Below are 15,018 nucleotides of genomic sequence, written 5' to 3'. Positions count from 1 at the left end.
TGTTATTGGCGGTCGGCAGGCTGACTTGGCTCAGGAACCGAAATAGTTCAGATCCATGGCGGAAGTGCCGTTGAAGGTCACGCTGATGATGGTGTCATCGATACCGACGCTTGGCGTGTCATCGTTCAAGATCAAATAGCTACCGGCCAGGCTGCCACCGCCTACCGTCACGCGAATGAACTCGTTGAGGTTTGCACCGCCCTGTAATCCGCCCTGGATGTTCAGGGCGGCATACATCTCATCGAAACTGTTCACGGTGCCGACTGTTCGGTTTTCTACCGAGGTCACGCGCCCAGCGATCACACCGGGGCCAAACACCCCGGCTTCCGTGGAGAATCTCAGGCTGTCATTGTTGCCCAGCGTGATGACGTCGATGTTGCCTTGGGCCGTCGTAGACGCCGCCGAGAACGAGTCCGCCCGCGTATCGGCCTTGGACGCGATGAACACGCGGTCGCTACCGTTGCCGCCGATGATCGTGTCGGCTCCCGCCCCGCCATCGACACGGATCATGCCTGTCGTGCCGGCCAGGTCAATGGTGTCATTGCGTGCATCGCCGGTGACGGATAAACCCGGAGAGCTGACCAGTTTGGTGCCCAGCAGGCTCACGTCGAGCGTATTGAATTGCTCCGCGCTCAGATGTAGCGCGTCCTGGAACGCGCCGATGTGGGAAAGCTTGCTCAGCACCAGCTCGATCTTGTCCGCACTGGCTCCAGACACCCAGACCTTGGCCGCCGTCGCTTTCGACAGCACGGCATTCAAGGTGGTGTTGTCGAGCGTGGTGGTGGCCAGATTGAGTTGAAGGTTCGTGATACTGGCTATTTTTGAGGTAAGCGGCACCAGGTCGGTCAGCAGTTGGTCGCTGGTCGTGCCGATCTGCACGGTCACCACGGCATCGCTGGCCAACTTCGGCGTCAGCAAGGTTCTAAGCTCATCAATCGTCGCTACCCCCGGCACGGTAAAGGTGCCGGTGAGTCCACCGTCGGCAAATTTGCTCATGTTCGGCAGCACGTTGGCCTGGAGCGCATACCAGTACGCGCCGTTCAGGTCCATCTTCACACTGCCGTCGTTCGATGCTGCCACCAGCGGAGCAAGGTAGCGGTAGAAGTTGAGGTCCGATTGGAAACTCGCCATCGACACGTCCACCCCGACGACGCCGTCGATCTTGGCCCGATTCAGACTGATGTAGATGAGCTGCTCCATGCTCATGCCGGTTGCGTCGACCTGCACGTTCGCAGCCTCGGCCACCTTGGACACGAAGAAGGGGAAGAACAGCTCGTACTTGAGCGCCGCCGTGAGGTTCAGCGTTCCCGTCAGGCCATCGCCCTGAATCTTTTCCCCGTGGTCCCCCGCCAGCACATGAATCTTGTCGATCGATGCACCGGTGGTGTCGGCGCGCAAGCTGTCTGCGGGTGCAAGCGACACGAGCCAGGCGATCAGCGTCTCGCTCATCTCCGTATCGCCCAGCATCAGGGTCGGGATGTTTGCCAGGGAAGTCAGCTTGACTCGGTCACCATACAAGGCCGCCAGTTGTGCGCTGGTCATGCCGGTGCCATCCGCCTGGACGGTGGCCGCGGCGGACGTTTTGTCGCCCAGCAAGACAGTGAGTTGCCCGGCGCTCAATGACGCGCCCAGCGTGAAGGTACCGGTGATCCCGTCGGTGACGAGCTTCGACGCTGCGTTCGCCACGATGGCCAGCTGGCTGGCGGTGGCACCCTGGGCGTTCACGCGCAGACTGCCTTCGGTGCCCATGGCCAGCAGGCTGACAAGCGTCGTGTCGGTCAGGGTGCCATCGGCGAGCACGATGTCAGGCTGATTCGTCAGGCTATTGACGCGTGCCGCCCCGTCGGACACGGCCTCCAGTTGCGCGACACTCATGCCGGTGGCATCGACATTGATCGTCGCCATCGCGGTGGCCGATGCGCCGAGCAAGGCAGTGATGGCACTCGCGCTCAGATCCTTGGTCAGCAGCAGCGTGCCGGTCAAACCCGTGGCGGCGATTTTGTCGAGATTGACGGCCAGTGCGCCAAGTTCGGCTGCGCTGGCCCCCGTTCCGACTACAGAGACGCTGCCGGTGGCGGTTTTAGACAGCAGCGTGCTCAGTACGGCGACATCAAGGCCGGACGGGAAGCTCAAAGACAAGCCGCTGACCGTGCCCAATGTTGGGGCAAGGTCGGCAAGCGCAGTCAGTTGCGCCGTGCTCATGCCTGTGACATTGATCGGGGCAATCGTATCGACCTTGGCCAAGCCGGCTTTCACAGCGGTCAACTGCGCAACGCTCATGCCGCCAACATCAAGCTGCACATCGGCAGCGATGGCGGCCTTGTTCAGCAAGGCGGCCAGTTGGCTGTCGGTCACGGTGGCATCGAGAACGAGCGTACCGGTGATCTGCTGCACGGCCTGGGCATAGGTCACCAACAATGCCAGCTCTGCAGGCGATGCGTTGGTCGCGTCCACTTGTACGGTACTGAATTGGGTGTAATTGCCGCGTGCCATTCGATCAACCAGCACCAGCAAGCCCTCTGCCGCCGCATCGGTGATCGCAGCGTCGCCCAGCACCAGCGGCGGTGGGGTGTTAAAGGAATCGACACTGGCGCCGTGCAGACCGATGGCCGCGAGCTGGGCGTTATCGGTCATGCCAAATGTCGCCACCGTGACATTCACTCGGCCGATACCCGGCGCTGACAGCACAGCCGCGATGATATCGGCGCTGGTCGTACTGCTGATCCAGAGGGAACTGACCCCTGGCCGCGTGGTACCGGCCATGCCCTGGCTCACAGCCTCGATCTGTGCCGCGCTCATGCCGTCGGGCACCACGTAGATCGCGTGCACCAAGCCCTGCTCGGCACGCGCGGTCGTCAGCAACGCAATACTCTCGACGGAAACGTCGCGATCAATATTGAGGCCGCGAAGCCCCCCGAGCGCGCTGGAGAGTTTGTCCAGGTTTGCGGCCACCACATTCACCTGCGCACCAGCCGCGTACATGCCGTTGGACAGCCGCACACTGGCCGGTGCCGCCACCGAGAACAGCCCGGCAAGAATCTCGGGCGTGAACAGCAAGGCATTGGATACGTTGTATTCAAGCATGTCGACTATCGGCAGGTTGCTCAAGGTGTCGATGCGACTGGCTCCCGCTCCCAGCGCCGCCACTTGCTCACCGAACATGCCCGCTCACGGTGGCGGCAATAGCGGTCTTCGTGCCCAGCAAGGCAGCGATTTCCTGGGCGGTCTGCGTGTTGCTCAGCGAAAAGCTGCCGGTAATGCCATTGGCCGCGATCTTGCCGGATGCCGCCGCGACCGCGCTCAGTTGCGCCGCGTTCATGCCGGTGGCATCGACCGCCGCACTGCGGTAGGCATAAGCGGCAAACTTGCCGGTGATGTCGACGGGGAGATCGGCAGCGGTAATGACCAGCACCGGTTCCGGTGCTGGTTCGGCAACGCCGGGATTCGGCGCTGGTACGGGCGTACCGCTGGCGGCACTGTTCGCCACGGTCAGCGATGCTGGGTCGGCCGTCACCAGCGCAGCGGACGACTTCGCCAATGCCAGGTCATTGCTCTTCAACTCGGCGGCGAAAACCACCCCGAACTCGGTCTTGTTGATGAAACGTCCCCGGTCGGCCACCGTCTGTGCGTAGGCCGCGTCGCTCATGCCATCGGGTTTGCTGGTAAGCGGGGTCGACGCGATTGCGCCGATCTGCATGGTCAGGGACGCGCGTGCCGCTACATTGTCTGCCCCACCCTGGGCGGCCAGTGCAGCTGACCAGAACGCCAGGCCTTCGGGGTCCGGTGCGCGACCGAATACGCTGGTGTAGTAACTTGTAACGAACTGCGCGTTGGTCTGCCCCGCCGGATACAACGCGACGGTTTCGGGTGCACCCATCATGGACTGCGCCACGGCGCTCAGCGATGCGCCGTTTTCCAGCGCACTCAACCAGAAGGCGAACCCATCCGCGTCGGGCGCACGGTTGAACAGGGCGACATACAGCCCGGAAATAGCGGCTTGCTCAGGGGTGGGGGTGGCCATGGGCGTATCCAGTTGCGTAGAGGCAACTCGGTCAGTAACGCCCGCCATCCAGAGGTTCCGTGCCGCTTACAAATTCATGAATCAACCGTAAGCAGCGGGTGGATTGTCAGTGCTTGTCCATTGTTCAGATTTTGCGCAGGAAATCCACTTCCTTGTGCTCGATCAGCGCCGGGCCGTGCTCGCGGAAGTAGGCGATGTGCGCCGTTTTCCCGTGCCCTGCCAGCGCTTCCTGGCTTTCCCACCGTTCGATGAACACAAAGCGGCGCGGTTCCTTGATATCCACATGCAAGTCGTATTGCAGGCAACCGGGCTCTTGCCGGGTCGGTTCGACCAGGCCGCGCAGCAACACTTCAAGCTTGGCTTCTTCGCCAGGTTTGGCGACAAAAATGGCAACGCCTGGAATCTCGGACATGGATGCTCCCGGTAGGTGCCCGTGCGGGAATGCAGCGAGCGTGACGTCTGCCGATGCGAGTGTCGGCAGACCGTCTGATAGTAGTCCTTGAATGGTCAGCTCAAGCGCAGGGTTCGCACGCCGGTTCTGGATTGTTGATGATCGGACGCGGCGCGTGCTGTCGCGCCTTGTCCGATCTTGCAAGGAGTCAGCGTTTACTGTCGTCCGTGGCCGATGGCTGCACGACGGCATCGGGAGTTGTCAGGGCGTCAGCGTCAGTGTCCACCTCGGCTTCTACCTCGTCCTCGTCAGTCGTCACCTGCCCCGTCACCCCCGCAAAGTCCAGCACGGGCGTTGCCACCACGGCCGGTGGCGGCACGGCGGCTTCGGCACGGGAGATGACCAGCAGAGCCTCGATGTCGGCATGCAGGCGGTTCAAGGCACCCGCCTTGTCCACCCACCAGTCGGTGGACCACAGGCGCAGCAGCTTCCACCCCAGGCCTTGCAGCACGCCGCTGCGGACCTTGTCGCGGTCACGTGCGGTGGCGGCGCTGTGATAGGCCGCGCCGTCGCATTCGATGCCAACCAGATAGTCGCCCGGACGGTCCGGGTGCACGATGCCCAGGTCGATGCGGAAGCGTGAGACGCCGATCTGCGGCACCACTTGCCAGCCCTTGTCACGCAGGCCGTTGGCCACGGCTTCTTCAAACGGCGAATCGTAACCGCCCACCGAGCCTTGCACCGCTTCCGCCAAGGCACGCGGCCCACGCTGCGCAAACTCGATGAAGTGCTTCAGGTCGCGCACGGCCCGTGCGCCGGTACGGTTCAAATCCACCATCGACGGATCGAAAGACGAGAACACCAGCATTTCGCGGCGTGCGCGGGTCACGGCCACGTTCAGGCGACGCCAGCCGCCTTCCTTGTTCAGCGGGCCGAAGTTCATCGACATGCTGCCTGAACCGGCTTCCGTGGGGCCGTAGCCGATGCCCAGCATGATCAGATCACGCTCGTCACCCTGCACGGTTTCCAGGTTTTTCACCACCACCGGTTCGCGCTGGTCTTCCTGGAAGTAGGGTTCGATCTCGGGGTATTGCTGGCGCGCACGATCCAGCAGATCGGTGACGAGTTTCTGCTGATCGGTGTTCAACGTGATGATGCCGATCGAGCGGCCCGCACCGGTGAAGGCCGGGTCGAGCAGGCGGCGCACGGTTTCTGCCACCATGGCCTCGGCTTCGAGCTGGTTGTAGCGTCCCCTGCCCTTCGCATACACGCCCTGCACACGTCGCCATTCGACAGCGCTGGCACGGGTTTCCGAGGCCGGGAAGGTAATGAGCTTGCCGTCGTAATAACGATGATTGGAAAACGCGATCAGGCTTTCGTGGCGGCTGCGGTAGTGCCAGCTCAGGCTGTGGCTGGGTACGCCCGCGCCCAGGCATTCATCAAGAATGCTCTCCATGTCTTCTTCGACATCATCTTCGCTGGCGTTCGGGCCGCGTGCAAAGAAGCTGGTCGGCGGCATCTGGCGCGGGTCGCCGGCGATCACCACCTGCTTGCCGCGCGCAATCGAACCGATGGCATCCCACGGCGAAATCTGCGAGGCCTCGTCGAAGATCACCAGGTCGAACAGGGCCTGATCGGGCGGCAGATATTGCGCAATCGACAGCGGGCTCATCAGCATGCACGGCGCAAGCTTGCTCATTGCATCGCCCATTTCTGCGGCCAGTTGGCGCAGCGGTTTATGACGGCGCGACTTCTGCAATTCGTGCTTCAAGATGCCGAAGCCGCCTTGCTTGCCGATCTCGTTCTTGGACGGGATCAGGCCACACAGCTTGGCGCGGATGTAACGCACCGACAGGCCAGACAGGCGGTCGTCCAGCTGCCGGTACGATTCGATGTCGCTCATGTGTTCGGCCGGCACGAAGTTGCGCAGCAGCGGTTCCGAATCGATCACTTCCGAGGCGAACCAGCGCGCGTAGGCGGTCTCGAAGGCATCGGCTGCGCTGCCGTCTGCAAGCGACTGTCCGATCAATGCATCCACCAAGGGGCTCAGGCCCAGCGCCAGCGCGTCGGCACGCACACGACGCCAATCGCACCAGGCCTTCAGTTGCGTGGCCTGCGAGGTTACCGCCAAGGCGGCGGCACGCAATGCCTGCACGTCGTCGGGCAGCATGGTGTCGCCCGTGGCGAGTTCCATGAAACGCGTAGCCATTGCCGCGTAGGTGTCCTGCGCGGTTTTCAGCCGCTGCAAGCCGATCGCCAGTTTGCCGTCGGGGCCCAGCAAATCGTTGGCCTCGACCACCAGACGCGCGGTGGCTCGGCGCAGTTCAACCAGGTGCTCGGGTGAACTGGCCAGCGCGCTCAGGGACGGGCGCAGACGTTCTGCTAGGTCCAGCACCGACGCCATGCGCGCGGTGTCGCTTGCTAGGCCTGACCAGCCGGGCATGCCGGTCAAGGACGCATTCAAGCTGTCCAGTTCCACCAGCAAGGCACGCAGTTGCTTCAGCTTCGGCAGGTCGCTGGTGGGGTCGGGCACACCAGCGGTGCCGCCTTGCGCGGCCAGTGCCTGCGCGACCTTTTTCTTGGCAAGGGTCGCAAAGAACCAGAACTTGCCGCTGGCGGCCGTCCAGTCCTGTTCGAACTGTTCGATGGGCAGTCGACGGCTGGTCTCTGGCGCATAACGCACCGACAGACCTTGCTCGGTGCGTTGGTAGGTCGCCAGCAATTCCATTGCCCGGCGCGCAGCCGCTACCTTGGCTTTCATGTCGGGCGCAAAGGCGAAGGACAGATCGACGCCGTGTGCATCCAGCAGCAGGTTGCCCAGCACCAGCAACTGTTCGACACTGGCCGCCGGCAGCGGCAGACGCGTGGCCGACAGCACCTGTTCACGCGCGGCTTCCAGCGCGTCGATGGCGGGCGGCACGTCGTGCGCAGCGGTAACCAGCGACGCTTGCCAACCGTTGGACCAATCGCTGCGTGTGACCAGCCCGAAGGTGGCCGACAGGTTCTGCGCGGCCACGCGGTTCAGGTCCAGGCGACGGGCAACGTCACGCAGCTGCGCCAGTGCAGCGGCGTCGTGCTGGGTGCCATCGGGCCAGCTCAGTCGCGGTGTAGATTCGTTGGCATCGCGCACCACCCGGCCAATCGCCTGGTAGGCAGACAGCCCGTTGGGCCAGCGCTTGTGCAAAGTACCCACCACCCCATTCAGCTTGTCGCGCAGGCGTTGCACTTCGGCCGCTTCCGCTGCCCACTGCTCCGCAGTCAAGGTATCGCGGGTGTCCCAGGCGCGTTCCAGCTGCTTCAGCACTTCCACTTTGGAGGTCTTGCTGGAATGCAGTTCCAGACAGAATTCCCCCAAGCCCTTCTCTTCCAGACGACGGTTCACCACGTCCAGCGCGGCCATCTTTTCGGCAACGAACAGCACGCGCCGCCCCATCGCCAGATTGTGCGCAATCATGTTGGCAATGGTCTGCGACTTGCCAGTGCCCGGTGGGCCATCCAGCACGAAGTCACACCCGTTGGCCGATGCCACCACGGCCGCCAGCTGAGACGAATCGGCAGGCAGCGGCGTGAACAGATTCGCCACGTCGATCTTGGTGTCCAACTCTTCCGGGCGGGGGAATTCTCCAGTGGACACAAACCCTTCGCCACCCGCATCGCTGCGGCCCAGCAGGTGTCGAACCAGCGGGCTTTGCAGCAGCTGCGCCGAGCGGTCGGCCAAGTCCTTCCACATCAGGTACTTGGCGAACGAGAACGTCCCCAGCACCAGTTCACTGGTCACCTCGAAACCGGGCACATCGCGCACGGCCCGGCGCACGGTGTTCCAGATGCCCTCGATGTCGATGCCATTTCCGTCGGTGGGCAGCTCGCCATCAAGCCCCGGAATCACCAGTTCGAAATCATGGCGCAGCAGTTCCAGCAAGGTCAGGTTGAAACGCGGCTCGTCTTCCAGCAGGCTAAGCGTCACGCCCGACAGCGCGCTCTTGCGCTCCAGTTTGACGGGCAGCAGGATCAACGGTGCCGAGTACGACTTCGGGTCGTCCGGGGTCTTTTTCCATTGCAGGAAACCCATCGCCAGGAACAAGGTGTTGGCCCCGCCCTCGTCCAGATCGCTGCGCGACTTGCGGTACATATCGACCAGCGCCGCTTCCAGCTTGGTCTTCTCCAACGTGGACACCACTTCGCCACGACCGATGGCCGTCAGCGCATAGGCATCGCGCAGGTTTTCGCGGTTCTGCTGTTCGTACAAAGCCGCATCGCGGCCGCCTGCCTCCAGATCGGGCATGGCCACAATGCGAATACGCTTGCCATCGGCCAGCCGGTCTTCCAGCGCAGCGGGTTCCGGGCAGACCAGGCGGATCGCCTTGGCCCCTTCGGGCAGATGCAGCAGGCGGTTGCGTGTGGTCAGGTCCAGCAGCTTGCGCTGCCACAAGGTCAGCTTGCCGGCCGGGGTATCGGCCACGGGCGCAGTATCGACGTCGAAGCCCGGCAGAATGGGCGCTTCTTCCAGCGCCTCGGCGGCACTGACTGCCTCTTCGCCGGTGCCTGCTGGCAGCGTGCTGGCCAGCGCCAGGGGCCGGATGCGCTGCATGCGCGCGCGGTGGATATCCAGCGCCAGCATGAAGTCGTCGTCGTTGATCTGACGCTGCGCATCGGCCACGGCTTCGCTGAAGCTGGGAGCCGGCGCACGGGTCGCCAGCGTGGTCTCGAACACCAGCAGTTCTTTCAAGTCCAGGCGCTTGCGCACCACCGACACCTCGTCGGTGATCAGCTGCGAGAACTCCTGCGGCTGCAACCACACGCCGGCAAACGCGTGCCCTTTGGTGATCACGATCAGCGCGTTCAGGCCGGCTTGTTCAAGCGCCGCCGCAAACAGCAATGCGGTATCCAGGCAGGTAGCCACACCGCCTTCCAGAATGGTGCCGGGCGTGCGGATCTTCTGGCCTTCGGTCTCGAAGCTGGCGGGCGGCAAGGCGTAGCTGAGCTTGAATCCGCATACCGCCGACCACAGCGCAGACGCGATTTCCCAGGTTCGGGTGCGCGACTGGCCGTTGTAGCCATCGATCGAATCGTTCTTGCCCGCGCGGCGCAGCACATTGGACGCCGCCTTCAGCACCCGATCGACCGCAGGATCGTTGGGCATGGCAAACGCCGCGAGCAGTTCGGGCATGGAATTGACACCGCCCCATTCATTTTGTGCCAGAACTTCGACGGGATAGGTGCGCGTGGCAAGGACTTCAGCCGCGGTTGTCTCACTCGCATCCGTCTTACCCCCACGCACCAGCCGCAGCGTGATCTCGCCGGTCAGGCTTTCGCCCAAGCCGGACAGATAGGTCGCATCGAACTTCACGTCGCGGTCGTGGACGTGCACTGACGCACCCTTCGGCAGGTGGTCGAAGCGCCAGGATTTTGGAGCAAGGAAGGGCGGACTGGCGACGAGTTCCAGCACCAAATCGCGGTAATCGGTCTGGCTGTCGTTAACGACCTGCAATTCACGCAGCACCGGCACCGCGTTCTGGTGAGATGCAAAGCCGATCTTGCCGGCGAGTGTTCCCTCGATCTTGATGCTGCTCATGCGCTCGCTCCCTTGAGTCGACATGATAAAGGTTGAAAAAGGCCATTTTGGCGCTGGAACAAGGAAGTTCACGCATGGACACAGGAATGTGAATCCTGGCGGTGGGCCGATACGTGCCATGCAAACCGGATGCGAGGAACGGTGCTTGCTGAACGATCGCTGAACACTCAAGCACGGGCGGGTGCCGGATTGGCAGTGTGAGCGGCTCATGAAAACAGCCGTCACGCGGCTATCTCTTGCCAGCCAGTGCCACGTAGGCACGCGAACCCGCATCGATTTCACCCTGACCAGGAGGACCTCACGCTGTCGAATTCACGCCATCCCGCACGCCACCGTCCGATCATCCGCCTGGGTCGGCGCGCCTTCATTGCGGCCTTGCTGGGTGCAGGCGCTGCCATGCCCAGCTTCGCCGCCACGCCCACCTGGCCCACCCGTCTGCAAGCCAGCCTGGAGATGCTGGACGAGCGCGTGCATGCCGATGTCGGCGTCTACGTGCACGACCTCACCACCGGGATTGCGGTCGCGCATCGGGCGCACGAAAGCTGGTACCTGGCCTCGATGGTCAAGGTGCCGGTGGCACTGGCCGTGATGCAGGCGGTAGACCGGGGTGAGATTTCGCTCGATACCCGCATGACGCTGCGCGCGGCCGATTACGTGGACGGTGCGGGCAACACCAACAGCATGGCACCCGGCACCGCACTGTCGGTACGACATCTGATCGAACAGATGATCATCTACAGCGACAACACCGCCAGCGACATGCTGATCGAACTGGTGGGGCTGGATGCCGTGAACGCCCTGGTGCAGACCGTGATTCCCGGCGGCATGCGGCCAATCACGACCTTGGCCGATGTGCGCCGCGAGATTTACAGCCATCTGGTGCCCGGTGCCAACCGATTGGCCGGCATGGACTTCGTGAAGATCCGCCGTCAGCCGTCGGATGCCGACCGGGTCCGCGCCTTGCAGGGGATTGTCGGCACGCCCACGGCAAACATGCCCGAGGCGACCTTGGAAGACGCCTACGCCGCCTATTACGCCACCCGGGTGAATTCCGGGCCGCTCGATGCTTATGGCGCGTTGCTGGCCCAGCTTGCGCAAGGTCGGGTGCTGACGCCGGCCAGCACGGACTATCTGCTGAAAACCATGCGACGCGTAAAAACCGGCGATCGTCGCCTGAAAGCCGGCTTCCCGCCCGCCACGCTCTTTGCGCACAAGACCGGCACCCAGCGCGCGCGCTTCTGCGATGCCGGCATTGTCGACATCCCGTCTGCCACCGTGCCGCGTCAGGCGGTGATCGTGGCCTGTGTCAGCGGTGACGCATCGCTGACCCGATCCGAACAAGCCCTGAAAGAAGTTGGCACTGTCATCCGGCAATCCGGATTTTTCTCTGAGTGAGGCAAGCCATGATTCCCGCCCTGTCCACCCTCGCCTGCGCGGCAGCAATTAGCCTGCTTGTGCTGGCACCGGCAAGCGCTGCCGATTGGCCAGCAGAACTGGTGAAGAAAATCGAGCAGATCGATCAGCGCTCGCCCGGCTCGGTAGGGGTCTACGTGAAGCGCCTGGATGACGGAAAAGAGATGTCGTATGCGGGTGATCGCCCGTGGTACCTGGCCTCTACCGCCAAGGTGCCGATTGCGGTTGCCGTGCTGCAGCAGGTCGAGCGCGGCAAGCTGTCGATGGATCAGCAATTCGCGCTGGCCGACACCGACAAGGTGGATGGGTCGGGTGAACTGGTGTGGCAGGCAAGCGGCAAGCGATACAGCGTGGAAACACTGCTGGACGCCATGCTGATGCGCAGCGATAACACCGCTGCAAACATCTTGGTGCGCGCCATCGGCCAGGACACGCTGAACGCCGGTGCACGCGACTACATGGGCCGCCGCGAGGTCGGAGAACTGACGAGTTATACGCAGATCCGCTACGACGTCTACAGCGAACTCCACCCCAGTGCACGCGACCTGTCGAACCGCAATCTGGTGGAAATCGCTGGGGCCGACATGGGCCCCGCGCGCGTGCAGGCATTCACCCGCAGCGCCGAACTGAAGGCCGCTGACCTGCAAGTCGACACCATGCGCGACGCCTACGCCCGCTATTACCAGCGCGGCCTGAACACCGCGACCATGGAAGGTTATGGCGCAATGCTGGAAAAACTGGTGCAAGGCAAGCTGCTGCCGGATGCCAAGCGCGACATGCTGTTTGAGTACATGAAGATCAACGAACCCGGCGAATATCGCCTGGCAGGCGGCCTGCCGCGCAAGACCAGTTTCATTCACAAGACCGGCACGCAGTTCGAGCGCGCCTGCCACGTGGGCGTAATCAACCCGCGCGAGAGCGCAGCCATCGTTGTGGCTGCCTGCGTGGAAGGGGTGGACGAGAACAAGCCCGCAGAAAATCTGCTGCGGGAAGTGGGGCAAGCGGTAGCGCAGACGGTGATGGCGGACAAGATTTGACGCGGCGAACCATCTCACTATCTCGCTGTTCGCCGCGTCTCGACCGGCTGCGGCTGCCATTGGCATGCGCATCTCACACAGGGTCGTTTGCTTTCATTTTCCTTGCGTCGACCTGCCTGTCGCTGATACCTGCCGCGCATGCATTTGCAGACACCGTCTGGATGGAAAATGGCGACCGCCTGACGGGCACCATCAAGTCCATGGACGGTGGCAAGCTGTTGATCGAGACGCCATACGGCGGCGTGATCTCAGTCGACAAAACCGCTATCCGCACCCTGGAAAGCAAGACTGCAGTCTTGATCCCGGGCGGGTTGAAAGAAGCAGACAAGCAAGTGGAACTGCGTGCATCCGAACCCGGCAAGGTTGCCGTGGTGGCCGACAACACCCAGCAGGTCACCCCGCTATCCGACCTGGACACGTTCATGAAACCGCGCACGCGTATTCCCGATCTGGTCTGGAAAGGCAATGTGGCGCTGGGCTTGAATTCCAAGAAGGCATCGACCGATACGCGCAACTACAGCGCGATCTTCAATGGCGAAGCCAGCCACGGCGATTGGCGACATATTCTGGGTGCGCACTACAACCGCGACACCGAAGACGATGACATCAATACCGACAATTATGGTGGCCGTTATTCGCTGGATTACTTCCTGAGCGACAAGCTGTTCTGGGAAGCCCGCACCTTCTACAAACGCGATCAGGTGGAAGACGTATCGCGTCAGTTCGCCTTGGGCACCGGTCCCGGTTATCAGTTCTGGGATGATGAACTTGGCGCATTCTCGCTGACGGGTCTGGTTGGCCGCGTCTACTACAAATATCAAGACAGCACCCGGGACAATTTCTATGCCGCTGGCGTGCGCTGGGATTATCGACGGGTGCTTTACAACCAACGCATGGAAGCCTTCGTGAAGGGCGAATTCAGCCGGCCGCTGAGCAACACGGCAGACTTCACGCTGGACCTGGAAACCGGGCTTCGCTACAAGCTGACCGACTGGGCCGCACTGACCCTGAGTTATGGCCGCGCACAAGTCAGCGGTGGGCGTCAGACCGTCAATGAACGTCGCTTCATGACGGGTCTGGGAATGACATGGTGATGCGCTTTCTGACCCGCTTTCATATGCCCCTGTAACGCCGACATCTGAAAAATTGCGTAGGCCCTTATTCGGAAATCATTTTGAAATCCGAAGCATTGGCACCTGCCCCGTCACCATTCCTCAATAATTCCATCGCCCAAGGATGTTAACGTCTGCTACGTACGCGCGGCGACAAGTCGAACGCAACAATATGGCTGATCGCGCGTCCTTCCACCCGCACTCGTACAAGGAACCCGCCGAGCATGACCGTGCAGCTACCGAAAACCATCCTCGCCATCAGCGTGAGTCTTGCCCTTTGGGGCTGCGCCGCCCCCCAGGCCAATATGCCCCGGGTGACGCGTGATACTACGCCTGCCCCTGCACCCGCTGTTGTCGCACCCGCGCCTGCCGTCTTTGCACCGCAGCGCCAGGATATCGGACCAGGCCTGTATGAAGTGGCCTATGACGCAGCATCGGCGTCGCTGTTCGTGGCGTCCACACCGGTCATGGGCAAGGACAGCAACCAGGGCGGTATTCTGTATCGCCTCGATCCGACCTCGCTGGCGGTCAAGCAGGAAATTCCGCTGGGTCGCCGTGCATTCGCATTGGGCATCAACAGCAAGACCAACATGGTCTTCGTCGGCAACACGCTCGATGGCTCGCTGACCGCCGTCGATGCAGGTAGCGGCAAGGTGCTGGGCGTGTCGCAACTCGCCGCCAAGAATGAAAAGGGTGAAACACCGCACACGCGCAAGGTGATTGTCGATCAGGTCGACAACCGCATCTTCGTTACCAGCCCGGAACGAGAAGGCAAGGTCTGGATCGTGGACGCACTCAGCGGCCAGATTCGCCACACGCTGGAAAACGTGGGCATGTGGTCTACCGGCGCAGCCTACGACACGCGCTACAAGCGCCTGTATGTGGGTCACGGTGGCACCAACCAGATCGTCGTGATCGACCCTGAATTCGGTCAGGTCATGGACCGCATCGATGCGGGTGACGGAGCCAAGCATTACTTCATCAACCTGGCCATCGATTCGCAAGGCCAGCGCCTGTTCGCCAGCGATGCCGAAGCGGGTGAGGTTGCGGTGTTCGACCTGGTGACACGCAAGCTGGTCAAGCGCGTACCGATCGGTCTGGGCGCGCTCGACATCGTCTACAACCCGGTGCGTGACGAGGTCTACGCCACCTCGCGCGGCGTGACGCGCGAGCAGCCGCAGGGCACGGGCAAGCTGACGGTGATCGATGCCAAGAGCTATGCGGTAAAGCGCAGCCTGGACCTGCCGGTGCACCCGAACAGCCTGGCCCTGAGCCCGGATGGTCAGGTGCTGTATGCCACGGTGAAGGCGGCGGGCAGCAAGCACCCGGCGTTCAAGCAAGGCGCGCTGGATAGCGTGGTGCGGATCGAGTTGAAGTGAAGTCAGTGCGGGTCGTAGCAGCTGGTTGAACATCATCGTCTGACCAGTACTGGCGATCAGTCCGCACACACATTCAGCAAGAAAAAAATTAGG

General features: G+C 62.5%; 8 protein-coding genes. 4 read left to right on the top strand and 4 right to left on the bottom strand.

Annotation, left to right across the window (positions count from 1 at the left end; all coding sequences use genetic code 11):
* Positions 1-30: 30 nt before the first annotated feature.
* From FXN63_RS01480 to FXN63_RS01465, 4 genes are all read right to left on the bottom strand, one after another.
* Positions 31-3,162 (bottom strand): hypothetical protein, encoded by a 3,132-nt coding sequence (locus FXN63_RS01480; protein ID WP_148812168.1) that lies wholly within the window; start codon positions 3,160-3,162, stop codon positions 31-33.
* The gene (locus FXN63_RS01475; protein WP_187395060.1) at positions 3,152-4,021 is read right to left on the bottom strand and encodes a DUF4214 domain-containing protein; all 870 of its coding nucleotides are present in this window, start codon (positions 4,019-4,021) and stop codon (positions 3,152-3,154) included. The genes FXN63_RS01480 and FXN63_RS01475 overlap by 11 nt, the downstream gene beginning before the upstream one ends.
* Positions 4,022-4,145: 124 nt before the next feature.
* The gene (locus FXN63_RS01470) at positions 4,146-4,433 is read right to left on the bottom strand and encodes a putative quinol monooxygenase (protein ID WP_148812164.1); all 288 of its coding nucleotides are present in this window, start codon (positions 4,431-4,433) and stop codon (positions 4,146-4,148) included.
* A 187-nt stretch (positions 4,434-4,620) separates the two neighbouring features.
* Complete coding sequence (locus FXN63_RS01465; protein WP_148812162.1) at positions 4,621-9,984, bottom strand: DUF4011 domain-containing protein; 5,364 nt, start codon at positions 9,982-9,984, stop codon at positions 4,621-4,623.
* Positions 9,985-10,380: 396 nt separating this feature from the next.
* Between FXN63_RS01465 and FXN63_RS01460 the strand changes: the two genes are divergently transcribed.
* The 4 genes from FXN63_RS01460 to FXN63_RS01445 all read left to right on the top strand — a co-directional run bounded on the left by FXN63_RS01460 (position 10,381) and on the right by FXN63_RS01445 (position 14,925).
* Entirely contained in the window at positions 10,381-11,379 is a 999-nt protein-coding gene (locus FXN63_RS01460) for a serine hydrolase (RefSeq protein WP_148812160.1), read from the top strand.
* Between the two features lie 8 nt (positions 11,380-11,387).
* The gene (locus FXN63_RS01455; protein WP_148812158.1) at positions 11,388-12,434 is read left to right on the top strand and encodes a serine hydrolase; all 1,047 of its coding nucleotides are present in this window, start codon (positions 11,388-11,390) and stop codon (positions 12,432-12,434) included.
* A gap of 161 nt (positions 12,435-12,595) precedes the next feature.
* Complete coding sequence (locus FXN63_RS01450; protein ID WP_148812156.1) at positions 12,596-13,528, top strand: DUF481 domain-containing protein; 933 nt, start codon at positions 12,596-12,598, stop codon at positions 13,526-13,528.
* Between the two features lie 242 nt (positions 13,529-13,770).
* A complete protein-coding gene (locus tag FXN63_RS01445) occupies positions 13,771-14,925 on the top strand; it encodes a YncE family protein (RefSeq protein WP_148812155.1) in 1,155 nt (384 codons plus the stop codon).
* Positions 14,926-15,018: the final 93 nt, after the last annotated feature.

Origin of the sequence: Pigmentiphaga aceris, assembly GCF_008119665.1 — a bacterium.
GTDB classification, from domain to species: Bacteria; Pseudomonadota; Gammaproteobacteria; order Burkholderiales; family Burkholderiaceae_B; genus Pigmentiphaga; species Pigmentiphaga aceris.
Note: the sequence above shows the minus strand (reverse complement) of the source record. Positions and strands in the feature narration are given on the sequence as shown.

Bases quoted from the DNA above. Each gene is read 5' to 3' on its own strand.
- FXN63_RS01445 (WP_148812155.1), top strand. From the start codon at position 13,771: ATGACCGTGCAGCTACCGAAAACCATCCTCGCCATCAGCGTGAGTCTT.
- FXN63_RS01450 (WP_148812156.1), top strand. From the start codon at position 12,596: ATGGAAAATGGCGACCGCCTGACGGGCACCATCAAGTCCATGGACGGT.
- FXN63_RS01475 (WP_187395060.1), bottom strand. From the start codon at position 4,021: ATGGCCACCCCCACCCCTGAGCAAGCCGCTATTTCCGGGCTGTATGTC.
- FXN63_RS01460 (WP_148812160.1), top strand. From the start codon at position 10,381: ATGCCCAGCTTCGCCGCCACGCCCACCTGGCCCACCCGTCTGCAAGCC.
- FXN63_RS01470 (WP_148812164.1), bottom strand. From the start codon at position 4,433: ATGTCCGAGATTCCAGGCGTTGCCATTTTTGTCGCCAAACCTGGCGAA.
- FXN63_RS01465 (WP_148812162.1), bottom strand. From the start codon at position 9,984: ATGAGCAGCATCAAGATCGAGGGAACACTCGCCGGCAAGATCGGCTTT.
- FXN63_RS01455 (WP_148812158.1), top strand. From the start codon at position 11,388: ATGATTCCCGCCCTGTCCACCCTCGCCTGCGCGGCAGCAATTAGCCTG.
- FXN63_RS01480 (WP_148812168.1), bottom strand. From the start codon at position 3,162: ATGTTCGGTGAGCAAGTGGCGGCGCTGGGAGCGGGAGCCAGTCGCATC.